Raw genomic sequence first — 23,594 nt, 5'->3', positions numbered from 1 at the left:
TAACTTCCATTTTTTATAGAAATACACATTACATCTATATTATAGTTATGAATAGACAAATCTTTTTAGATGCTATTTGTACGGAGGAACTATTATGAGTCGTAAAAAATATTCACCAACTCAAAAAAAACGTCATCCGAACATTTCTAGACGTTTGCGAAACCATATACAAGATCGTTCATTAACAGAAATGTACGCATCTCTGTTCGAACACAATCCTGATAGTATTATTTCATTAAATTTAGAAGGAGTTATTCTACATATAAATCCTTCTGCCGAAAGAATATTAGGTTACACTTCTTTAGAATTAGAACAGAAAAATATTACCTCTATTTTAGAAGCCCATATTTCTGAGCAAGTATTACAAAATATAAAGAATACTGAAGCGGATAATCAACAAGAGTATATCTTATCTATTTATCATAAAAATGGATTCTTATTAGATGTTGTGACAAAACTAGTTCCTATTTTTGTTCAAAATCGTCTTACTGGCGTATATGCTATTATGAAGCCGCTTGAAAAATCAGAAAGAATTGAGAATATGCTAAAAGAAAGTGAGAAGAGATTACGTACATTAGTAAACTCCATGCCTGCCTTTGTTATATTTAAAGATCATGAAGGGCGCTGGCTTGAGGCAAATGACTACGCACTTTCTTGCTTCAATTTCCATCATGTACCTTACCATGGGAAAAAAGATAGCGAACTCATTCAATATAATGAAGCATACCGAGAAGCTTTTTTACATTGTGAAGAAATTGATGAACTAGCATGGCAACAAAGACAAATTCTTCATGGCGAGGAATTTATTATACATAGAGATGATTTCGATCTAATCTTAAGTATATCAAAAGTCCCGCTTTATCATCCTGACGGTTCTCGCAAAGGTCTTATCGTGATGGGGAGAGATGTTACTGAGCTAAAAGAAACTGAAAAGTTATTACGAAAATCTGAGAAGCTCGCAGTAGTCGGACAACTGACAGCTGGAATTGCCCATGAAATTCGAAATCCACTCACTTCTCTAAAAGGTTTTCTAACGTTGCTCCTCCCTGAAATAAATGAGGAGCAAAAATGGTATATCGATGTTATGTTAAGTGAGATTTCACAAATGGAATCCATCACGAGTCAATTTATGGCGATGTCTAAGCCACAAGTATTATCTATCCAAACTTGTAACATACAAACTTTAATTGAAGAGGTAGTTACATTTATTTTACCGACTGCAATTATGCATAGCGTTCATATCATCATGGATCATTTTGATTACGTATATGATATTCAATGTGACGGTAACCAATTAAAACAAGTTTTTATAAACATATTAAAAAATGCGATAGAAGCGATGCCCAATGGCGGAAATATTTTCATCCAAACAAAACCATTAGAGGATAATTTCATCTTAATACGAATTATCGATGAAGGTTGTGGCATTCCAGAAGATCGTATCTCCCGTCTAGGCGAACCTTTTTATAGTTTAAAAGAAAAAGGCACAGGACTAGGATTAATGATGTGTTACAAAATAATTGAAGAACATCATGGTAAATTACACATTTCAAGCGAATTAAATAAAGGTACAATTGTTGATATTAAGCTACCACTTTCTTCATCTCATCTTGCAATCCAGTCTTAAATAAAAAAGAAGCATCTGCTAATCATTAGCAGATGCTTCTTTTTTAAAATGCTTTGTCATACCACTCTTTTGCTTTTTCTACTTCACCCATCGTTAATTGATGCCCTCGATTTTCCCAATGTATTGTTACATTCGCGTTTGCATTTTCTAATAGTACCTTCAATTCCTCTGACTCTGCTGATGAGCAAATTGGGTCATTTGTCCCAGCAGCAATAAATACAGATTTCCCTGCTAAATTTGCTAATTGCATTCCTCTTCTTGGTACCATTGGGTGATGAAGCACAGCACCTTTCAATGCATTTTCGTAATGGAATAATAAGCTTGCTGCGATATTTGCCCCATTCGAATAACCGATAGCTACAATGTTATTTCTATCGAATTTATATTCTTTAGCCGCTTCATCTAAAAATTCATTTAATTCCTTCGTACGGAAAATTAAATCCTCTTCATCAAAAATGCCTTCTGCTAATCGGCGGAAGAAACGCGGCATCCCATTCTCTAACACATTTCCCCTAACGCTTAATACCGACGCTTCCGGATCAACTATTTCTGCAAGTGGTAGTAAATCTAATTCATTACCACCTGTGCCATGAAGTAATAACAACACTGGTTTTGACGTATCTTTTCCTTTTTGAAAAACATGTTTCATCATAATCCTTTTCCCCCTTCAATCACTTTAATCTAAATTTCTCACTTCAAATGGTAAAAGCGTTTGTTCAATCTGTTTTCTATGTTGTTCATATTGTTCCGGTAACTTTAATTCCTCACCCATCGTCTCTAACGATTCATCATGAGCGAAACCAGGAGGATCTGTTGCAATTTCAAATAAGATTTCACCATGTTCTCTAAAATAAATCGCGTTAAAATAATTTCGATCTTGTACAGGAGTTACGTGATATCCAAAACGCGACACATGCTCTTTCCAGTCTAGCTGATCAGCATCGTCACTCGCTCTCCAGGCAATATGATGAACTGTGCCAACGCCCATTTGGCCACGACCGATTGTTGATAATTTCAAATCAATAATATTTCCAATGTCAGCAGAAGAACGGAATCGAACAAATTCACCCTCTTCTCCAATTTTCTCAAGACCCATAATATGTTCTAATAATTCAGCTGTTTTTTGAGGCTGTGTAGATAAAAGAACAGCACCTCCAAACCCTTTAATTGCTACTTCTGGTGTAACTTCTCCAAAACTCCAATTATTTAATTCGCCTTCTTCTCTTTCAACTAATTCTATATGCAAACCATGCGGATCATCGAATTCTAAATACCGCTCTCCAAAACGATTCATTTTTGTATACGAAACATCGAATTTTTCTAATCTATTTTCCCAAAACTCCATTGCACCTTTTGGTACAACGTAAGACGTAATTCCTACTTGACCATCTCCAATAATACCTTGACGAGCACCTGTCCATGGGAAAAACGTAATAATTGTTCCAGGCTTTCCTCCTTCATTTCCAAAATAAAGATGGTACGTACCTGGATCATCAAAATTCACTGTTTGTTTCACTAAACGTAACCCCAATACACCAGCATAAAAGTCTACATTTTCTTGTGGATGCCCTACAATCGCTGTAATATGATGGATTCCCATTGTTTTCTTTTCCATTTCTTCCACCCCTTTTTTATTTCATTATAAAAATTCTTTTACATTTAAATTCATTATTCATTTTGTCCATGCTACAAAGTAAAATCTGTCATTATAATTTTATCTCGAATTCGAGATATTAATTACAAGATTACGTATCGGTGTCTAACCTATTGAATTATCTCGAATTCAAGATAATTCACAAAAAATATTTGTTCGATTTATAACCATAATAAATTTTCATTATGAACATTTATTATCTCGAACTCAAGATTTATTATAAGTTACTTATTTTTTATTGTCAATAAGTCCTTACTTTCATTTTACATGTAAAAAGAGTAAACGCTATTCACCGTTTACTCTTTTTGCAAATCATTTCTTTTCTTCTTCCAATACTGCTTCCATCTCATTAAATTCACGATGTATCGCTTTAACTGGTTCTTTCGTTAATAAACTTACAATAATAACAGCTAATAAGCTACAGAAGAATCCAGGTACCATTTCATACATAGTCGCTTTTAAACTTGGAATTTGTACCCAAGTAATAACAACTAATGCCCCGACAATCATCCCAGCAAGAACGCCCCATTTGTTCGTTCTCTTCCAATATAAACTTAATAAAATTGCTGGTCCAAATGCTGATCCAAATCCTGCCCAAGCATATCCAACAAGCGTTAAAATTGTATCACTCGGATGATACGCTAAAACAACTGCAATCATCGCTACAACTAATACTGACAGCCTACCGATAAATACAAGTTCTTTATCACTTGCATTACGACGGAAAAATGTTTTATAGAAATCTTCCGTTACGGCACTTGAAATAACAAGTAATTGTGAGGAAATACTACTCATAATCGAAGCCAAAATAGCTGATAATAAAAATCCTGTAATGTACGGATGGAATAAAATATTTGAGAATGTTACAAAGACCATTTCTGGGTCTTGTAATGTCGCATTATTTTTAGCATAATAAGCGATACCAATTAGACCAGTAAGCATTGCACCTATAATTGAAATCGTCATCCAACCGATACCAATTCTACGAGAAGTTTTTAAATCTTTAATAGAGGTAATTGCCATAAAGCGGACAATAATATGTGGTTGACCAAAATACCCAAGACCCCATGCTAAAAATGAAATAATACCAAGCATTGTAGTCCCTTTAAACATATCTAAATGTGATGCATCAACTTGCTTAATCGTATTGAATGTTTTTGTTACACCACCGACATCCGTAAAAGCAACAATTGGCACTAGTACAAGTGCAATAAACATAATACAACCTTGCACAAAGTCCGTCCAACTTACAGCTAGAAAACCACCAAATAGTGTATACGCAACAACGACACCCACTGTTACAAATAAACCAATTTTATAATCAAGGTTAAAAGAATTTTCAAACAAACGTCCACCTGAAACTAAACCAGCCGACGCATAAAATGTGAAAAATACTAAAATGACGATAGCGGAGACAAAACGAAGTATTTTCGTACGATCTTTAAACCGATTTTCTAAAAAGTCTGGAATCGTAATTGAATCATTTGCCACTTCTGTATACGTTCGTAAACGCGGGGCAATGATTAAATAGTTTGCATAAGCACCTATTAATAAACCTATCGCAATCCATACACTTGATAATCCTGTTGCATACATCGCACCAGGTAATCCCATTAGCATCCAACCACTCATGTCAGAAGCACCAGCTGATAAAGCTGTAACTGCTGGACCGAGTCCCCTTCCGCCTAACATATAATCTGATAAATTGGATGTCTTCTTATAAGACCAATATCCGATATACAACATACCTGCCATATAAATAGCAAGCGAAACCATAATTTCAATCTTCACCAAATCTCTCCCTTAGTCCATAAGCCATTCAAAATTTCGAAAAATGACTTTTTCTATTTTCTTGTTTTCGCTTATGGTTCCCTACCTTAACAAACATTTTTTGTTCTTTCAAGTGAACGAGCACTTTTCATTACATGTGAAAACCTTTATAAACGCCTTTATCCCAGTGGATTACAATGATTTTTCAAGAAGTTAAAGTAAAAATATTCAGAAAATTAAACAGTGTTTTTTCACACCTTATTTTCATCTGTTTACCCGATAAATTTTAAAAGAAAAAGCCACACAAATGTATGACTTTTAGCTTATTGACGTCTCAATTTTCTCTTTCTCTACATATACTTTACGAAATTTCATATAGCATCCAATACGCCAAGGTACTATATAACAAACCGCAAGAGTGTAGAAAAGAATACCGATTGACTTTGGATCTAACCCTTGTAAATGTCTTCTAAAATAAGCACGTAAAAGAACGATAACTAAAAATGTCGCAATAAAAGCGATACTTTTTTTGCATAAATTTGACCATCTTCTCTGACTTCATACCCACTTAAAATAATAAGTGGAATTGACAATAACAATCCGATCCCAGCAGCTATACCAATTTTCCAATCAGCAAGTTGTATCGGTGCTGCATATAAAGAAAAACCTGGTAATAAGAAAAATAATGGCAATAGTAGTCGTCTTCCTTTATTATTAATTGGTCGATTCATAGACCGCATGCGTCTAAATATAACGAGCCCTATGACGAGTAAAAAAATTGTAATACTGTAAGAACCTTGCTGCAAGTGAATCTCTCCCTAAAAATAGTCATTTTAAAAAACACTTCCCTATTATACTCCTAATTTTCCCCAAAATATGAGTATTCCTCTAAAAAATCTTACATATCAAATATACTTTTAGGTTTGATTTACTATAGGAAACAACTCCGAAAGAGGAATTACTCTCCCCACCTCGTCTTTAAACACAATATGCTCTCTAGTTAAATAGCGCGGGCTCTTCACTCCCGCCGCTGCCGCTAATGAAAATAAACTATATCTCATACTAATAATATAATTCATGACTCGCCACTTCTTCTCATACGGATCTAATGCTTTTTGATAATGTGGATTCGTCGTGGCTACACCAGATGGACATTGGCCAGAATTACATTGAAGGGCCATAATACAGCCGCTTGCCATCATAAATCCGCGGGCTGAACTTACAGCATCCGCTCCAATCGCTAAAACAATCGCTACTTTATCTGGTGTTATTAATTTACCCGATGCAAATACTTTAAACTTGTTACGGACACCATAATGATTTGCTGTATCGATAAATGTAAGTAATGCTGGGATAAGCGGCAGTCCCATACAATCTGCCATCGATTTATACGTTGCCCCTGACCCACCTTCTGAACCGTCTATTGTAATAAAATCTGGGTAAATGTTTAGTTCTTTCATTGTTTTTATTAAATCTTCCAAAGGCTTCTGCTGACCAATTACAATTTTCATTCCAACTGGTTTACCGCCGCTTTCTTGCAACTGTTGAATAAAACAAAGTGTATCCGCTGCATTCTTTAAAAATGAAAATCTATTCGGTGAATTAATCGTCTCTCCCTTTCGGACGTTGCGAACAAAAGCAATTTTCTCATTTACTTTTTGCCCCTCTAAATGACCACCACGTATTTTAGCACCTTGCCCAAATTTCAATTCGAATGCTCTAATATTACTTTCTTTCGCTTTCTCCATGAATTTTTCCATTGAAAAATTACCGTCCTCATCACGATATCCAAATAACCCTGGACCAATTTGTGCAACGATATTTGCTCCTGTATGTAAATGTTCTGGAATAACGCCGCCTTCACCCGTATTAATCCACGATCCGCCTGCCATTTTCGCTCCAAAACCACTCGCTAAAATATAATTTTCTCCAATCGCACCGTAAGAAGTTGCAGATGCACCAAACATGCCATGTAGCTTCCACGGATATTTACGGTTCTCACCAACTATAATTGCATCATCTTCTTCATACAGCCAAAGATTCGTTGTATCCGCTGTCAATTTTTCTCTTCTTGAAAATAACCCTTCTTTATGAATCACGTACTTTTTACCTTCCCGCTCTTGCGTGAGATTCACACTTAATTCCTCAGTTAATATCGGAAATAATGTATTAGCAATATAATAGCCAGAAGCTTCAAAATCTCGTTTTGATCCAAAACCAAGTATTTCAGAGCGATATTTCGCTAAAAACATAACACTTTGAAAATCATAACGTGAGAAAGGCTTTCCATCCGTATCATGATCAAACCAATATTGTCGAAATTCAGGCCCTATCTTTTCCAGTAAGTAGCGCATTCTTCCTAAGTACGGATGTAATTTTAAAATAGAATGATATGTTCGTTTTTTTATAAAAAATGTAATGATAAAAAAGACGATTAAAAGCAACATTAAAAATAGTAATATACTAATAATAACGAGTAGCGTTTCACTCATCCCGCTTCCCCCTATGAAATTCCATAATAAAAGGAGAACACTCGATGTGCTCTCCTTTTATCTTTATTCATACTAACGTAGCAAGATGCTCTTTCGCGTCATATTCAACTAAACTTTCAGCGTGTTTAATTCGATGAACAAAGTCTGGATTAGCAATTAACGGTCTTCCGAATGCCGCTACATCAATCGTTCCTTCTTCCAACGCTTCTTCGGCCTCTTTCGGATTCAAATTACCAACCCCAACAATCGTACCATCCCAATATTTTCTTACTAGTTGATGAAAATTCTTTCCGTCAGCAATCTCTTGCGTATAATTCATCGTTGAAGGATGGATCATCGTTAACCCTACCTCTTTAAATATATTTATGAACGTTTCAATTGCAAACTCAGGGTTTTCCCACATATAAGTAGGATTATCACCTTTGAAAGCAGAGAAGCGAAGAAGTGTTTTATTAGCTCCAACAGCTTCTATTACAGCCGCCGTTACTTCTTTCATAAACGTTAACCTTTGTTTTAAATTACCGCCATATTTATCTGTTCGCTTATTCGCAAACTCATACGTAAATTGATCGATTAAATATCCGTGTGCACCGTGAATTTCTACTCCATCAAATCCAGCTTCGATCGCATTTTTCCCAGCTTGTGCGTATTGACCGATCACTTCTTGTATTTCTTCTAACGTCATTGCTTCTGGCGTATCAAATGGTTTACGAAAACGTGGAACATTTCCCTCTGCAGCGATAGCCGACGGTGCTTGTGGCATTTGACCACCAATTATTTCATGATGACTCATACGCCCAACATGCCATATTTGAGCAATAATCGTCCCGCCTTCTTTATGTACCGCCTCTGTAACAGGTTTCCAAGAATCGATTTGTTCTTGTGTATAAATACCTGGCACTCCTGGGTTTCCTTTTGCTCTCTGACTAATGACAATTCCTTCTGTAATAATTAGTCCAATTCCATCCGCAGCACGTTTTCTGTAGTACTCCACTACATCAGCACCAACTACTCCAGTCTCATTATCTGCAAAGCATCTTGTCATCGGTGCCATCGCTATACGATTACGAAGAGACCAAGCTCCAACTTGAATTGGATCAAACAACTTTGTTTCTTCAACGTTTTCAAAAAATCCCCCAGCATTTACATTTGTTCCTTCATAAATACTCGCTGCTTTATTACTTGAACTTGTCATTTTTCTTCCCCCTAAAAAATCTTACTATAATCGCATCATACTTACTTTTAGATAGTAACGTCAATTTTTACGACTTTACAATAAAAAATTCGAATATCCCAAAAATAAAATGCTATAAATAATATTAAAAAGGTTTCCTTAGGAGGAAACCTTTTTTGTTAACCATATATGGCTGTCAATTCGTTTATCTCTTTAATAAAAAACACCTTATCAATAGAAGTGAAAATGGTTCAGTATTCTTCTAAAAATAATAACTTATATACCTAAAACAATGAAAGCCCTACCTCTCTTTCATCCTTACGGCTCCTCGTCCGTGCCAGTGTGAATCAGGATTGCAAAAATCAAGTAACTATTTTATCGAAGTATTCAATTAAACTTCGAACATTCATAAATGAAATTAAAAAATAAAAATGGATTTGATTGTAGTAATAACAATAGAGGTAATGCTCTAAAAGTGGTTTGAAAGAGTTGAATGTCTTTGAAATGATAAATTTTCTATAATTATGTTCCCAAAAAATTCAAGATCTTTTTTGGGATATAATACATTATTTGTAATGAACCTTAACAAAAGCTTTTTATCTGATTTTCTGTGATACCTTCAATTAATCCCAGTTCACTAATCAAAAATTCATATGCGTTATCTAACATCTTCTTTTCGCTTGCATTAAGTGCTTTTTCTTTCTGTATACGCATTAAATCACGCACAACTTCAGCACCTTCTTGCATTTTACCCGTCTTTATTTTATCAGTGTTCAATTTATACCTTTGTTTCCACGTAAGTAATCTATCTGATTCCCCATGTTGAAAAATATCCATTATGTGTGCTAATGCGGTTATATCCGTAACTGGTCGTATATTCGAATTCAATATTTTCCCTGCTGGAATCATTAGTTCCATATTACTAGCCGACATTTTTATAACATAATACTGTTGTTTTTCTCCTGAGATTTCCTTCTCTTCTATGGCTTTAATTATACCTGCTCCCTGCATTGGATAAACAATGTTATCGCCAATTTGAAACAAATAATCCACCTCCATATATGGTAACCTTCTCAAGGTTAACACAATTTTAGTTTTTTAGCAAAATTTTTATTTTATCACAAAATTATTTTACACGTCAACACTTCAGAAGCAAGAAATTAAATTTACACAATACACTATAAAAACCGCAATTCCATTAACAGTTCCACACACATTCATTCTCTTTTAACACAAAAACACATCACTACATTTAAGTAGTGATGTGTTTTTGATAAGACATAAATAAAGATCTACTTTTCCGTCTATATACTAACCTGCTTACTAACCGTTTCCCTCGCTAAAAGAAAACTCATAATCACTTGCGCTGCTACTCTACTCGTCATATCCCTAAAATCAAGAGTTGGATCAATCTCTACTATATCCATCCCTTGAACGAGCGGTTCTTTACCAAGGAATTCAATCGCATCTAGTAAAGTCGTACTATCCATTCCACCAGGCCCAATTGCTGGACAACCTGGTGCAAACGCTTGGTCTAGCACATCCATATCAAGAGAAATATAAATAGAAGTCACACCTTGATTTCTTAATACTTCAATACTTTCCGTGATAATATCTTTTATTTCTCGCTCTCGTACATCTTTCATTGTATACACTGTCACGCCATGTTCTATTGAATATTCATGGTACGCACGTGCATTAGAAAAATTACGAATTCCAATTTGAACAAGTTGTTTCCCTGTAATGACATCATTTTCTAGTAAACTACGGAATGGTGTACCATTTGACGGGCCTCCATCATCTAAATTACGTAAATCATGATGAGCATCAAATTGAATAATTCCGACCTTTCCTTTACTGTTTGCAAAACCTGTTATACTCGGAAAACTAATCGAGTGGTCACCGCCAAGAACGATTGGTATCATGTTCGGATTTACTTTCGTTACATGACCAACTGTTTTTGCAATTCGTTTATGACTTTCTTTTATATCCGTCACATGCATCGTAATATCGCCGCAATCATATAAGACACTTTCTTTCATATCGTGTTCTTCTGTAATTGCATATGTGCTATATGCATCTAACATCGCACGAATTGTCTTTGGAGCAAAACTTGCTCCTGAATGACTAATAGATGGTTTAGAAAGGGGTGCTCCAATTAAGGCAGCACCGAATATTTCTACGCCTTCCTCCCAATCTTTAATCATCTCACTCCATTTTGTCACTTCACGATCAATAAACTTTGCATTTTTCTTTAAATAGTGGCCGTGCTCCACGATTGTTCACCTCTTGTATATGCAATATTACCATTCTTCCATACTGTATTCACATGACTTACGCCGTAATGATACGGTACGTAAGCATAATTGTAAGCATCCCATAAAACTAAATCTGCCTTACGACCAACTCTAATTTTTCCAGCTACATCACCACGGTTAATGGCATATGATGAGTTAACCGTTACGGCATTCCAAACTTCTTCTGGTGTCATTTTCAGTTTTAGCATCGCAATGCTCATAATAAGCTGAATATTTTCAGTTGGACAGCTACCTGGGTTAAAGTCTGTAGCTAACGCAACTGCAACACCTTCATCAATCATTTTACGACCACGAGCAAAGCTTTCTTTATTTAAATAGAAAGTTGTTCCTGGTAATAATGTTGCTACTGTATTCGAGTTTGCAAGCATTTCAATTCCTTTATCAGAAGCTCCAACTAAATGGTCCGCTGATGCTGCACCGATTTCTGCCGCTGCTTCCGCACCACCAAGAGGGTCGATTTCATCTGCATGAATTTTCACGTCAAAGCCAAGCTCTTTCGCTTTTAATAAAAATTCTTTTGATTCTTCTACAGAGAACACACCTGTTTCACAGAAAATATCAACAAACTCCGCTAATTGCTTCTCTTTCATTTCTGGTAGTAGGTCTAACATCCATTGTAAAAATTCTTTCGATCTACCTTTATACTCTTTCGGAACTGCATGAGCACCTAAAAATGTTGAAACTAAATCGATCGGATGCTCTTTTTGTAATTGTGCTGTTGCCTCTAATTGTTTCCATTCCGTCTCATCATCTAATCCGTAACCACTCTTCGCTTCTACAGTTGTAACTCCGAAAGATAGCATACGGTCTAAATGGAATTTCGCTTTTTGAACAAGTTCTTCTTTCGACGCCTGTTTCGTTGCATTTACAGTTGAAAGAATACCGCCCCCTTTTTCTAAAATTTCTAAGTACGGAACTCCTTGTAATTTTAGTGCGATTTCATTTTCACGAGATCCACCAAATACAAGATGAGTATGCGGATCAACAAGACCAGGAGAAACCATTTTCCCACCGCAATCAATAACTTCTTTCGCCTGAAGTCCTTTCGCTTCTTCCACTGTTCCAACGAAAGTGATTACACCATTTTCAATTCCAACCGCACCGTTTTCGATAACAGGAAGCGTGTTCATCGCTTCCCGTCTTAACAAGCCATCTTCTTGATCCATTGTTAGTAATTGACCGATATTTATTAGTAAAGTGTCCAGCATGTTTTCTCCTCCTTATTTCATCATTGGAATGTTAACGCCTTTTTCTTTCGCAGTTTCCACTGCCAAGTCATATCCTGCATCCACGTGACGAACAACACCCATACCAGGGTCAGAAGTTAATACGCGCTCAATACGTTTTGCTGCTGCTTCTGTTCCATCTGCAACGATAACCATTCCAGCGTGAAGTGAATATCCCATACCAACGCCGCCACCGTGGTGAACAGATACCCAACTTGCACCGTTTACACTGTTAATTAATGCATTTAAAATTGGCCAGTCAGCTACTGCATCACTACCGTCTTTCATCGCTTCTGTTTCACGGTTTGGAGATGCTACCGATCCGCAATCTAAATGGTCACGGCCGATAACGATCGGTGCTGATAATTCGCCATTTGCCACCATTTCATTAATGATACGACCAAATTTCGCGCGCTCACCGTAACCAAGCCAACAAATACGTGACGGAAGACCTTGGAATTCAACTTGTTGACGTGCCATACGAATCCAGTTACATAAATGTTCATTATCAGCGAACTCACGTAAAATTACTTCGTCTGTTTTATAAATATCTTCTGGATCACCAGAAAGTGCTACCCAGCGGAATGGTCCTTTTCCTTCGCAGAATAATGGACGGATAAATGCTGGAACGAATCCTGGGAAATCGAATGCATTTTTCAACCCTTCATCAAAAGCAACTTGGCGAATGTTATTTCCGTAATCAAATGTAATTGCACCTTTTGCTTGCATAGCAAGCATTGCTTCCACATGTTTTGTCATGCTCTCTTTTGATAATTGTACATAGCGCTCTGGATCTTCTTCACGAAGTTTCGCTGCTTCTTCTAATGTGTAACCTACTGGAATATAACCGTTTAATGGATCATGTGCAGATGTTTGATCCGTAACTAAATCTGGCGTAATATTACGCTTCACTAGCTCTGGTAAAATTTCTGCCGCATTGCCTAATAATCCAATTGAAATTGGTTCTTTCTTCTCTTTATACTCGTTCGCAACCGTTAATGCTTCTTCTAACGATTCTGTATACATATCACAGTATCTCTTTTCAATACGGCGATCGATGCTGCGCTTATCAACATCAATAGCGATAACAACACCGCCATTCATCGTTACAGCAAGAGGTTGTGCACCACCCATACCACCTAAACCAGCAGTAAGTGTTAGTGTGCCTTTTAATGAACCATCGAAATGTTGACGTGCCGCTTCTCCAAATGTTTCATATGTTCCTTGTAAAATACCTTGTGTTCCAATATAAATCCAGCTACCTGCTGTCATTTGTCCGTACATCATAAGACCTTTTTTCTCTAGTTCACGGAAGTGATCCCAGTTTGCCCATTTTGGTACTAAGTTTGAGTTCGCTAACAGAACGCGCGGTGCATCTTCATGTGATTTAAAGATTGCAACTGGTTTTCCTGATTGAACAAGTAACGTTTCATCGCTTTCTAACGTTTTTAATGAATCTACAATCGCCTGATAGCTTTCCCAGTTACGGGCTGCACGGCCAATTCCGCCATATACAACCAATTCTTCTGGTTTTTCAGCAACTTCCGGATCTAAATTGTTCATTAACATACGAAGTGCAGCTTCTTGAACCCACCCTTTCGTTTGTAACTCAGTACCTCTTGGCGCGCGAATTGTTTGTTGTACTTTTTCCATTTCAATCTCTCCTTTTTCTCATTTTATAGTGCTGCGTTTACATCTAATCTTTCTTTGATCGAATAATTCGTTTTTAACCAATACGCAATATTTTCAATATCCGTTGAGAATATGCGGTCATTTGTAATAGAAGGTACTTGCTGACGACCTTGATGGTAGAAGCTCTTCGTCACTGTACTCATGTTTTCAATACCGCGATATTCTGCAGCTTGCATCGCACAAATCATTTCAATTGAAAGAACACGTCTTACGTTTTGAATAATTTGATGTGCATGGCGTGAAGCGATTGTTCCCATACTTACGTGATCTTCTTGGTTAGCTGATGACGGGATTGAATCAACACTCGCCGGATGTGCTAACGTTTTATTTTCAGAAACTAGTGATGCTGCAGCATATTGCATAATCATCGCACCAGACTGAAGTCCTGGTTCTGGACTTAAAAATGGTGGTAAATCATTTAATTGCGGATTCACTAAACGTTCAATACGGCGCTCTGAAATATTTGCAAGTTCTGCCATTCCTACTTTTAAGAAGTCCATCGCAAACGCAATCGGTTGACCGTGGAAATTCCCGCCCGAAATTACTTTTTCCCCACCATCAAAGATAAGCGGATTATCTGTTGCGGCATTCATTTCAATTTCTAATTTTTCTTTCACATAATTTAAAACTTGCCAAGAAGCACCGTGTACTTGCGGGATACAGCGAAGTGAATATGCATCCTGTACACGTAGTTCTCCTTGTTTTGTTGTTAATTTACTGTCATGAAGAATGTCACGAATTCTGCTTGCTACTTCCACTTGCTCTTTATAACCGCGTGCTTTATGAACATTTTCATCAAATGCATCAATAATGCCTTGTAACCCTTCAATTGTCATCGAAGCAATTAGTTCAGCTTGATACGCCGTTGCTTCTGCTTCTATATAAGAAAGAACTCCTTGTGCTGTCATCGCCTGCGTACCATTAATTAACGCAAGACCTTCTTTCGCTTCAAGTTCAATCGGCTCAAGCCCTTCTTCTGTAAGAGCAACCATTGCATGAACGCGTTTCCCTTTATAGAACACTTCACCTTCGCCTAATAATACGAGCGCAAGATGAGATAAAGGTGCTAAATCTCCACTTGCACCAAGTGAACCTTGTTGCGGAACGACTGGATGAATTTTACGATTTACAAACTCAAGAAGCATATTTACAACGAGCGGTCTAACGCCAGATACCCCTTTAAGCATCGTGTTCGCTCGTAAAATTAACATACCGCGTGATACTTCTTCCGGGAACGGATCACCTATCCCACATGCATGTGACTGAATTAAATTATGTTGAAGTGCCTTTACATCATCTTTTTGAATAAGCACATCACTAAACTTTCCAAATCCAGTTGTAATACCGTAAACGACTTTTCCGTCCTCTACAATTTTCTCAACTACTTCGCGGCACTCCGCCACCTTTTGCATACTATTTGGACAAGCTGTTACACCTTCTCCTTCCAGTAATAACCTCTTCATTTCTTCAACTGTCAATGTATGTCCTGTTAACGTAATCATCATTTTTCCTCCTTAAAAAGGCAAAAGGGGACCTTATCTTTTTTAAGACAGACTTCTGTCCTAAAAAAGTAAGGCCCCCTTCTAACTAATAGACTATGGGCAAATCATATGTGATTAATTCCTAAACCAATCGCCTCATGCTCAGATCCTTTTACAGGTGCACCAATCGTTCCATATAATGCAACAGCAACCCATTCGCCTTCTTTTTTTCTGTCATATGGTGTACCGCGCACAATCGCAAAACGAAGTCCTACTGTACGAAGAACGTCTGCTAACTGAATTTGACCTCTCGTCACTCCGTACAAAGCTTCCATAATTGCATGATAAAGTGCATGTGTTTCTCTGTAAACGTCTGTTTCAATAACTTGGTTGCTTTTAGCCGCTGTTTCCATTGCTGCGACAACCTTTTGCGAATTCATCGAACCCACTTTCCCCGTACAATATTTCCAACCTTTCGGAATGGATAATACAGGGCTTTCATTCTCATCCGCAAGTGCCAACAGCATGGCCATACGACCAATTCGATGTGTTCCTTGAAGAAGCATGTGACTCTCTCATTTCTTTTAATTATTTGAATATTTCTTAATTTAAGAATATATGAAAACGGTTAAATCGTCAATAGTTTAAACTCACATTCAAACAATTTTTTCATCTCCTCCATTTGTGTACACAAATGATTTACACAAATTTTTCAGGCATGCTATAGTCTCACTAACAGATGCAAAGGGGAGAGATTTCAATGAAAAAGCGAAAAGATATTCATTTTCGAATTGAAGAAAAATTACTTGAAAGGTTTGAATCCGCACTCCATTACGAAGGTTTAAAGAAAACCGATGTATTAACACATGCGATTCAACAATTTTGTATGAAAGTGGAATATGAAAAAATGAATGATGTAAAACGGCAATATAGCGTTAGTAACAATTTACAAACACGTATCGATACACATAAACATTACGAAGAAAAACAAGTGAATTTAGATGAAATCGTTATTGAACATTTACAACTTCAAGGGAGAGAAAGAATATTAGAGGTTGGGTGCGCTAACGGAAAATTCCTTTCCCTTTTGCAAGCGAATGGCCATAAAGGTCAATTAACCGGTTTTGATCAATCAGAAGCCATGCTTTCTGAAGCCACTAAAACGAATAATTTAATTGAATGGAGACTAGGTGACGCTGGAAAACTTCCTTTTGAAGCTAATTGCTACGACTGGATTGTCGCAAGACATATGCTATATCACATGAAAGATGTCGAAAAAACAATTCAAGGATTCGATAAAGTAATTCGTCCTGGTGGCTCACTTTTAGCTACAACAAATTCTAGCGTTACACTACCTCGTATAGTTGAAATGTGTAACCGCATGTTAGACGCATTTGATTTGCCGAAAACAACATCATCAGTCACTCCATTTTGTTTAGAAAACGGTAAAGAGATATTACAATCCGTTTTTCCAACTGTTGAAGAAACAGTTATTCATAATGCTCTCGTTTTTCATCATGCTACTCCGATTGTAAACTATATTTCTAGCATGTTTCCGTCGTTAAATATACCGGATAACACACTTCTTCACACCGAAATGAAGGAATGACTAAAAGAAGAAGTAGAAAATGAATTGTTACTTCATAATGGTATATGGCGCGATCCGAAAACGTTAGCCATTTATCGATGTCAAAAAGAAAAAAGCTAGCATTAGCTAGCTTTTATACATTCTCAGGCAAAAGCTTCTCCATCATCACATTCCCTTTACCACCGTAAAAATTTATATTATGTTCGTTTGCTACTCCAAAATAAGAGGCAATCGCTATTCCGAATGGTACAAATGCATGCCCTTGTGCTGTAATGATATTTGAGTGTTGCACAACTTCTTTATACACAAAATTTTCTACTGGAAAACAATCAAGCTTTTGATAATCTAGGGTCACTGTATACGAGATTTCTTTGAATAAGCCTGCTTTTGCTAGCGCATACGGTCCAGCACAAATTGCCGCCACTAATTTTTCTTGTTCATGAAATTGACGAATGATTGAAAAAAGAGGTTTTGCATCTTTCAACTGTACTTCTTCTCCACCTGGAATAAGTATCCCCTCATACTCATCTACACGTACTTCACTTACTTCTATATGCGGCTGCACTTGCAACCCGGTTTCACTTATAACCAATTCTTTAGTTAAGCCCGCTGTGATGATTTCATATTTATTTTTCAGCAATGCCGTTGCTACTGTTATTTCAAACTCTGCAAATGTTGGGTATACAAATAAAAGTATTTTTTTCATAGCCCTCTCTCCTTTAGCCAGTCCATAAAATATACCTCTAAATTGTTCACTGTTAATCTATTTGTGTCCACATAAGTTACAGGAAATTGTTTATACCAATCTTTTTCAGTTTCTACTAATTTAAATTGCTCCTCAAACGTACTTCTGTTTCTTGTTCTATCATTATTTTTTCTAGCATATACATTCTTTTTCGTAACATCTAAGTAAAAAATCGCATCCGAACGGCATTCTCTTAATTTATATAATTCATCTTTCAATTCAGTTTCTATATCCCACTCTTCTCCTATAATCGTTGGATAAAAGAGTGTAAAAAACTCAATGTCTTCTGGTCCGCGATCAAAAATTACGACTGAATTTTTCACATTTTGAAACTCCTTAATTTTTGCTTCCATAAACATTTTTTGATTCATAATAAACCCTACTTTTGAATTCATATCTAAATTCAATTTTTTTCGCTTCTCTACAATTGGATATGGATTTTCATATATAACTCGAAACCCTCTCTTTTCTAACCTTTTTGCTAATGTTGTTTTTCCGCTAGCCATCGGCCCTTGCAGTGAAATTACATATGCCACGCTTCTCATTCCCTTACACTTTAGTACACCTATAATATACAGAACCTTGAAAACTCTCAACATTATATATATCATCTTGTTTCTTATTCTTATCTAACTTATAATGAAAAATAGAGATTATGACGGACGCATCAATAATGTAAGCTTGGAAATCCAAGCTTACATTATTTTTTGCTTTCCCTTTTCTAATAAAAAGAGTATACTAGATTAGAACGTATGTTCTTAATAATTACATACAGTAAGGAGATAGAACAATGGTATACGACACAAAAGCAATTTCTTGGAATGAATCTTTAAAACAACTTCAACGCCGCTATACAAACAAACAAGTTGACCGAAAAGAATTTGAGGATATTGAACTGATGGAATTCTTCCGCGATAACAACTACATTTCTTTACCTACACATATAAGCGGCCTATCAAAAACACGTTTTACTTCTTACTCTATTTTCACAACTGAAGATAAAGATCGTAAAGTTGGCACACTTATTATTGAGTATGTTGAAGACGATAATAATAATTTATGTGTTGAACAACTATACTTCGTTTAAACTATAACGCTTGGTCAAAATGACCAAGCGTTCTTGCTTTCTATGAATCTCACTGTATATAATATGAATAAAAGAAAACCGCTATCATTAAGGGGGGATATGCTTGCTCGAGGGATGGTTCAGTTGGTTCATTGTATTATGGACGGTTATTTTATTAGGGCTTATGTCTATCGGTGGATACTTTATGTTCAGAAAATTTTTAAAACGTTTACCGAAAGAAGACGGCATGTCCATTTTAGATTGGGAAGAACACTACATAAATAAAACGAGACATTTATGGACTGACGAACAAAAACAATTGTTAGAAGAGCTTGTAAGTCCTGTTCCAGAACTATTTCGCGATGTTGCAAAATCAAAGATTGCTGGAAAAATTGGAGAACTTGCATTACAAGAAAATGCCTCTCAAATTACACAAGACTTAATTATTAAAGGATACATCATTGCCACACCAAAGCGTGATCATAAATTTTTAATTAAAAAACTACAAGAAAAAAAGATTGATTATTCTAACTATCAATCTTTACTTGCAAAGTAACTTCATATTATTTTCGATAAAAAAGACAGCGCCTTTGACGCTGTCTTTTTTATTTAATACATATACAGTTTTTAAGTTAGCTTCATATCTTTTTCATTATAAAAACCATCTTCTTTTTCCATTTCCTTCTGTAATTTCGTAAAGGAACGATACATTGCAATTCTCCATGACACAATCATCGCAAACGCAAGTAAGAAGAACATGCCACTAAGTTGTCCTAAATCAAGAGATTGACTTAAGTATGTTTTAAATACAATCCGCACTACAAGTAATCCAATTAATATAAAAACAAAGGCTTTTGAACGCTTCAAATAAATCTCTTGTCCTCTAATTTCAAATTTAGATGTTTTAATAAGAAAAATAGAGAAAATCAAACCGACACCAATTGCTTCTAACATTTCTGCTGGAGTTAATCGAAATTCAGGAAAAACATACATCAATGCGCCCGTACTCATAAAAAATGGCGGAAGTATAATTTTTTTCAATGTTGCAGGTTTCTTAGCTGCTTTTAAACGAATAAACATCGCACCGACAGCCATACAAACAGCAACGATACTTGATAAAAGAACTATGTTCATATTTTCTCATCCTTTTTTGTGGCTATATGCAAAATATACTTTCATTATATGCTTTTCCGTTAGTATTTCCAACATTTTCGCAGAATAATACTAAAAACCAGTAAAACCACCAAATAAACTTGAGAAATATACGATAATTTTCGTCATCCAGTTAAAGTATAGGAAGACACCCATAACAATCATAATATATCCTCCGACTTTCATGAAGGCCATACTATTTCTTTTAATCCAAGACATTTTCGTAATAAAGAATGACAATACGAAAAACGGGATTGCAAATCCAAGTATGTAAGCAATCATGTATATCATTGCTGATTCTGGATTTGTTGCTGCTAATCCAATTACGGACACTAGAATTGGTCCGGTACATGGCGTCCACCCTGCTGCAAAAGCTAATCCAATTAGTACTGATCCAAAATAGCCACTTGGACGATTTTTAAATGTAAATTTACGGTCTTGCATTAAAAATTTCGGCTTAAACACCCCGACAATAATTAAGCCGAACACGATGATAAATATACCACCTAACTGTCTGATTAAATCTTTATAGTCAGTAAAGATTCCTCCAATAAAACTTGTACCAAATCCAATTGCAATAAATATAATTGAAAATCCAAGTAAGAAAAACGCTGTATGTATCATACTTCTTTTGCGAAGCATTGCATTTTCTTCTTTCAATTCAGAAACCGACATACCTGTTATGTACGATAAAAATGCCGGATAAAGCGGTAAGCAACATGGGGAAATAAATGATAAGAACCCGGCGCCAAACGCTAAAAAAATACTAATATCTTGCATCATTCCACTCCTCTCCCTAAATATTGTAACAAAAACACATAAAAATACTATGAACAATTCGTGAAATCACTTTTACAACGTGGTAATAAGAAAAACCATACTTCCTCACAGTTTCTAATAAAACGTTTTCATTTCCTTCTATTATATAGAAAAACTCAAATGGATTTTACAACTCCTTTAATTGTTATTACCATAACAAAGGTAACATAGTTTCTCAAATAATTAGCACGTTACTAGTACGTCTATATACATATTGGTTTAAAAAAATATTTTTTTCAAATGCTGTCTCTATACAATACAAAGTTGATTTTATAATACTTCTACTATTAATAATTTCAAGATTATGCATAAATATCATACTTTTATTATTATTCTATAAAATGTCATACTTTTCTTTCATTTGACCCTTTATTTCTAATTTTGTATACTTCCCTCTAGTTATATATTTTCGATACGGAACAACTTCATATAGATGGGAGGAATTTTTCATGCTTCGTTATTCTCTTTTAGTTTTATTAGGAGCGTGTAGTTATGGAATTTTAGCTATTTTTGTTAAGCTTGCATATGCAGAAGGATTTTCACTTGGAGAGGTAATTGGCAGCCAATATTTGTTCGGTTGGATTATTTTGCTTGCTATTACACTTCTATTTTCTAGACATCGCGTTCCTTTAAAGCAAGCATTACTTTTATTCGTTGCAGGAACATCTGCAAGTTTTACCGGAATTTTTTATTATGCTTCATTAAAAACTGTACCAGCTTCTATTGCAATTATTCTTTTATTCCAATTCGTTTGGGTCGGAATTATCATTGAAGCAGTCGCAACAAAAACATTACCTTCAAGAGAAAAAGTTATTTCTGTTATTTTCTTACTTGTAGGGACATTTTTATCAAGTGGTTTATTTGAACAATCAGTAGGTGCTTTCGATACGACTGGGATCATTTTAGGTTTATTATCTGCTGTTACATTCGCAACATACATTTTCGTGAGCGGAAAAGTTGCTGTTGAAGTACCTTCATTACCGCGCGGTGTTCTCTTAATGACTGGTGCTTTAACTTTAGTCATGATTGTATTCCCACCAACATTTATTTTTAATGGTGCCATTTCTCAAGGTCTATGGAAATATGGTTTAGGATTAGGAACATTTAGTATCGTAATTCCATCTATTGCCTTTACAATCGGTATTCCAAAAATCGGTTCTGGCTTAGCAACTATTCTTGGTGCAGCGGAACTACCAGTTACAACAATTATGTCAGTATTCGTTTTAAAAGAAGCTGTACTATCTTCACAATGGTTCGGTGTATCACTTATATTAATTGGGATTGCAATCCCGCAAATTGCATACGCAATGCGTGGACGTTATCGTAAACATCATACGCATAAAAAAGTCGCAGCATAAAGTAAAACTTTAATTAGTTGAACCAATCGGGCTGCCCATTAATACGGGATAAACGAGAGAGGATTTTCATTTGAGAATCCTCTCTTTTATTGTTGTATACTTATGATAAATATTTTGCTGAAGAAAGAAGGCATACTACATGGTATCTATTTCAAATCAACTAAAAGAAAAACTTATTTCCATGCGTCGACATTTACATGAGTATCCAGAACTATCATATGAAGAGTTCGAAACAACAAAAGCAATAAAAAATTGGTTAGAAGAAAAAAATATTACTATCATTGATTCCAATTTAGAAACAGGAATTATCGCTGAAGTGTCTGGTAATAAAAACGGACCAATTGTAGCAGTTCGTGCTGATATTGATGCTCTTCCTATTCAAGAAGAAACACATTTGTCCTATGCATCTAAAGTACGAGGGAAAATGCATGCTTGTGGACACGATTTTCATACAGCTGCTATTTTAGGTACTGCTTTCTTATTAAAAGAAAGAGAATCTTCCCTAAATGGAACGGTTCGCTTCATATTCCAACCAGCTGAAGAAAGTAGTAATGGCGCTTGCAAAGTTATTGATGCTGGACATTTACGTAATGTGCAAGCGATTTTCGGCATGCATAATAAACCTGATTTACCAGTAGGTACTATTGGCATTAAAGATGGTCCACTGATGGCCGGAGTTGATCGATTTGAAATTGAAATTCACGGAGTTGGTACACACGCGGCTGTACCAGATGCTGGCGTAGATCCTATTGTCGCATCCTCTCAAATTGTGATGGCACTGCAAACAATTGTAAGCCGAAATATAAGTTCATCTCATAATGCGGTTGTTAGTGTCACAAATATTCATGCAGGAAATACGTGGAACGTGATTCCTGAAAAAGCTACATTAGAAGGTACTATTCGCACGTTCCAAGCTGAAACACGTGAAAAGATTCCAGCACTCATGGAGCGTATTATTAAAGGTGTATCTGATGCATTAGGTGTAAAAACGGAATTCCGTTTTTTTTCAGGTCCTCCTGCTGTTCACAACGATAAAGCTCTTACAGACTTATCTACTCAAGTTGCCACAAAGATGAATCTTAATATCATCTCACCTAGTCCGTCAATGGCTGGAGAAGATTTTTCATTTTACCAACAGGAAATACCAGGTTCATTCGTCTTTATGGGAACGAGCGGTACACATGAATGGCATCATCCTGCTTTTACAATTAATGAAGAGGCACTGCCTATAAGTGCAGAATACTTTGCTTTACTAGCCGAAAGAGCACTTAAACAATTCTCATAAAAAAAGCCGTTCAAAGTGCATCTCAGCACTGAAGTGCACCCCAATTGTTAGACACAGTCTAACAATTGGAGGTGCATTTTTTATGGCTAAATTTTCTTCAAAAGAAAAAATCCAAGCGGTGAAACGATATTTAGATGGTACAGAAAG

The 23,594-nt window shown here is 35.9% G+C and carries 21 protein-coding genes and 2 pseudogenes; 6 read left to right on the top strand and 17 right to left on the bottom strand.

Going from position 1 to position 23,594, the window contains the following annotated elements; all coding sequences use genetic code 11:
• The first annotated feature begins 94 nt into the window (after positions 1-94).
• The gene (locus CGQ22_RS13760) at positions 95-1,627 is read left to right on the top strand and encodes a BA3702 family sensor histidine kinase (RefSeq protein WP_000087651.1); all 1,533 of its coding nucleotides are present in this window, start codon (positions 95-97) and stop codon (positions 1,625-1,627) included.
• A 43-nt stretch (positions 1,628-1,670) separates the two neighbouring features.
• Here the strand turns inward: CGQ22_RS13760 and CGQ22_RS13755 are convergent, their stop codons facing one another.
• From CGQ22_RS13755 to hutP, 12 genes and pseudogenes are all read right to left on the bottom strand, one after another.
• Positions 1,671-2,279: an alpha/beta hydrolase gene (locus CGQ22_RS13755; protein WP_000975487.1), complete on the bottom strand. Its 609-nt coding sequence runs from the start codon at positions 2,277-2,279 to the stop codon at positions 1,671-1,673.
• Between the two features lie 24 nt (positions 2,280-2,303).
• Positions 2,304-3,242 (bottom strand): ring-cleaving dioxygenase, encoded by a 939-nt coding sequence (locus tag CGQ22_RS13750; RefSeq protein ID WP_000412750.1) that lies wholly within the window; start codon positions 3,240-3,242, stop codon positions 2,304-2,306.
• A gap of 351 nt (positions 3,243-3,593) precedes the next feature.
• Positions 3,594-5,072 (bottom strand): sodium/proline symporter PutP, encoded by a 1,479-nt coding sequence (gene putP, locus CGQ22_RS13745; protein WP_139032783.1) that lies wholly within the window; start codon positions 5,070-5,072, stop codon positions 3,594-3,596.
• A gap of 297 nt (positions 5,073-5,369) precedes the next feature.
• A pseudogene (locus CGQ22_RS13740) lies at positions 5,370-5,857 on the bottom strand (CcdC protein domain-containing protein).
• A 111-nt stretch (positions 5,858-5,968) separates the two neighbouring features.
• Positions 5,969-7,543 (bottom strand): FMN-binding glutamate synthase family protein, encoded by a 1,575-nt coding sequence (locus tag CGQ22_RS13735; RefSeq protein ID WP_000005176.1) that lies wholly within the window; start codon positions 7,541-7,543, stop codon positions 5,969-5,971.
• A 67-nt stretch (positions 7,544-7,610) separates the two neighbouring features.
• Complete coding sequence (locus CGQ22_RS13730; RefSeq protein WP_000204585.1) at positions 7,611-8,738, bottom strand: alkene reductase; 1,128 nt, start codon at positions 8,736-8,738, stop codon at positions 7,611-7,613.
• A 561-nt stretch (positions 8,739-9,299) separates the two neighbouring features.
• Positions 9,300-9,761: a CarD family transcriptional regulator gene (locus CGQ22_RS13725; RefSeq protein WP_175423368.1), complete on the bottom strand. Its 462-nt coding sequence runs from the start codon at positions 9,759-9,761 to the stop codon at positions 9,300-9,302.
• Positions 9,762-10,021: 260 nt separating this feature from the next.
• Entirely contained in the window at positions 10,022-10,993 is a 972-nt protein-coding gene (hutG, locus tag CGQ22_RS13720; RefSeq protein WP_061884491.1) for a formimidoylglutamase, read from the bottom strand.
• Positions 10,972-12,243, bottom strand: coding sequence for an imidazolonepropionase (gene hutI, locus CGQ22_RS13715; protein WP_000887544.1), 1,272 nt, complete (start codon positions 12,241-12,243; stop codon positions 10,972-10,974). Before hutI ends, hutG begins: the two co-directional genes overlap by 22 nt.
• Positions 12,244-12,255: 12 nt before the next feature.
• Complete coding sequence (gene hutU / locus CGQ22_RS13710; RefSeq protein WP_000416945.1) at positions 12,256-13,914, bottom strand: urocanate hydratase; 1,659 nt, start codon at positions 13,912-13,914, stop codon at positions 12,256-12,258.
• A gap of 23 nt (positions 13,915-13,937) precedes the next feature.
• A complete protein-coding gene (hutH, locus tag CGQ22_RS13705) occupies positions 13,938-15,455 on the bottom strand; it encodes a histidine ammonia-lyase (protein WP_089148855.1) in 1,518 nt (505 codons plus the stop codon).
• Between the two features lie 104 nt (positions 15,456-15,559).
• A complete protein-coding gene (gene hutP / locus CGQ22_RS13700; RefSeq protein ID WP_000926517.1) occupies positions 15,560-16,000 on the bottom strand; it encodes a hut operon transcriptional regulator HutP in 441 nt (146 codons plus the stop codon).
• Between the two features lie 194 nt (positions 16,001-16,194).
• Between hutP and CGQ22_RS13695 the strand changes: the two are divergent.
• Positions 16,195-17,142, top strand: a pseudogene (locus tag CGQ22_RS13695) (class I SAM-dependent methyltransferase).
• A 13-nt stretch (positions 17,143-17,155) separates the two neighbouring features.
• Here CGQ22_RS13695 and CGQ22_RS13690 read toward each other — a convergent pair.
• Together CGQ22_RS13690 and CGQ22_RS13685 are read right to left on the bottom strand one after the other, a co-directional pair.
• A complete protein-coding gene (locus tag CGQ22_RS13690; protein WP_000722208.1) occupies positions 17,156-17,728 on the bottom strand; it encodes a DJ-1/PfpI family protein in 573 nt (190 codons plus the stop codon).
• Complete coding sequence (locus tag CGQ22_RS13685) at positions 17,725-18,312, bottom strand: AAA family ATPase (RefSeq protein WP_139032785.1); 588 nt, start codon at positions 18,310-18,312, stop codon at positions 17,725-17,727. The genes CGQ22_RS13690 and CGQ22_RS13685 overlap by 4 nt, the downstream gene beginning before the upstream one ends.
• A gap of 245 nt (positions 18,313-18,557) precedes the next feature.
• Here CGQ22_RS13685 and CGQ22_RS13675 point away from each other — a divergent pair, with 245 nt between their 5' ends.
• Together CGQ22_RS13675 and CGQ22_RS13670 are read left to right on the top strand one after the other, a co-directional pair.
• A complete protein-coding gene (locus CGQ22_RS13675; protein WP_000262406.1) occupies positions 18,558-18,854 on the top strand; it encodes a hypothetical protein in 297 nt (98 codons plus the stop codon).
• A gap of 103 nt (positions 18,855-18,957) precedes the next feature.
• Complete coding sequence (locus CGQ22_RS13670) at positions 18,958-19,389, top strand: DUF2621 domain-containing protein (protein ID WP_000889393.1); 432 nt, start codon at positions 18,958-18,960, stop codon at positions 19,387-19,389.
• A gap of 71 nt (positions 19,390-19,460) precedes the next feature.
• Here the strand turns inward: CGQ22_RS13670 and CGQ22_RS13665 are convergent, their stop codons facing one another.
• The 3 genes from CGQ22_RS13665 to CGQ22_RS32730 form a co-directional block, all read right to left on the bottom strand.
• Positions 19,461-19,967 (bottom strand): CcdC family protein, encoded by a 507-nt coding sequence (locus CGQ22_RS13665; RefSeq protein WP_001028440.1) that lies wholly within the window; start codon positions 19,965-19,967, stop codon positions 19,461-19,463.
• Between the two features lie 90 nt (positions 19,968-20,057).
• Positions 20,058-20,765, bottom strand: coding sequence for a cytochrome c-type biogenesis protein CcdA (ccdA, locus tag CGQ22_RS13660; RefSeq protein ID WP_001152676.1), 708 nt, complete (start codon positions 20,763-20,765; stop codon positions 20,058-20,060).
• 16 nt (positions 20,766-20,781) lie between these two features.
• Positions 20,782-20,910 carry a peptidase T gene (locus CGQ22_RS32730; protein WP_074593505.1) on the bottom strand — a complete coding sequence of 43 codons (129 nt, stop codon included), beginning with the start codon at positions 20,908-20,910 and terminating at the stop codon, positions 20,782-20,784.
• 343 nt (positions 20,911-21,253) lie between these two features.
• Here CGQ22_RS32730 and CGQ22_RS13650 point away from each other — a divergent pair, with 343 nt between their 5' ends.
• Positions 21,254-22,162 carry an EamA family transporter gene (locus tag CGQ22_RS13650; RefSeq protein WP_000947038.1) on the top strand — a complete coding sequence of 303 codons (909 nt, stop codon included), beginning with the start codon at positions 21,254-21,256 and terminating at the stop codon, positions 22,160-22,162.
• 139 nt (positions 22,163-22,301) lie between these two features.
• On the top strand, positions 22,302-23,447 hold the full coding sequence (locus CGQ22_RS13645) for a M20 peptidase aminoacylase family protein (protein WP_000253681.1): 1,146 nt from the start codon (positions 22,302-22,304) through the stop codon (positions 23,445-23,447).
• The last annotated feature ends 147 nt before the right edge of the window (positions 23,448-23,594 follow it).

This window comes from Bacillus sp. M13(2017) (assembly GCF_002218325.1).
Classification (GTDB): Bacteria; Bacillota; Bacilli; order Bacillales; family Bacillaceae_G; genus Bacillus_A; species Bacillus_A thuringiensis_K.
Note: the sequence above shows the minus strand (reverse complement) of the source record. Positions and strands in the feature narration are given on the sequence as shown.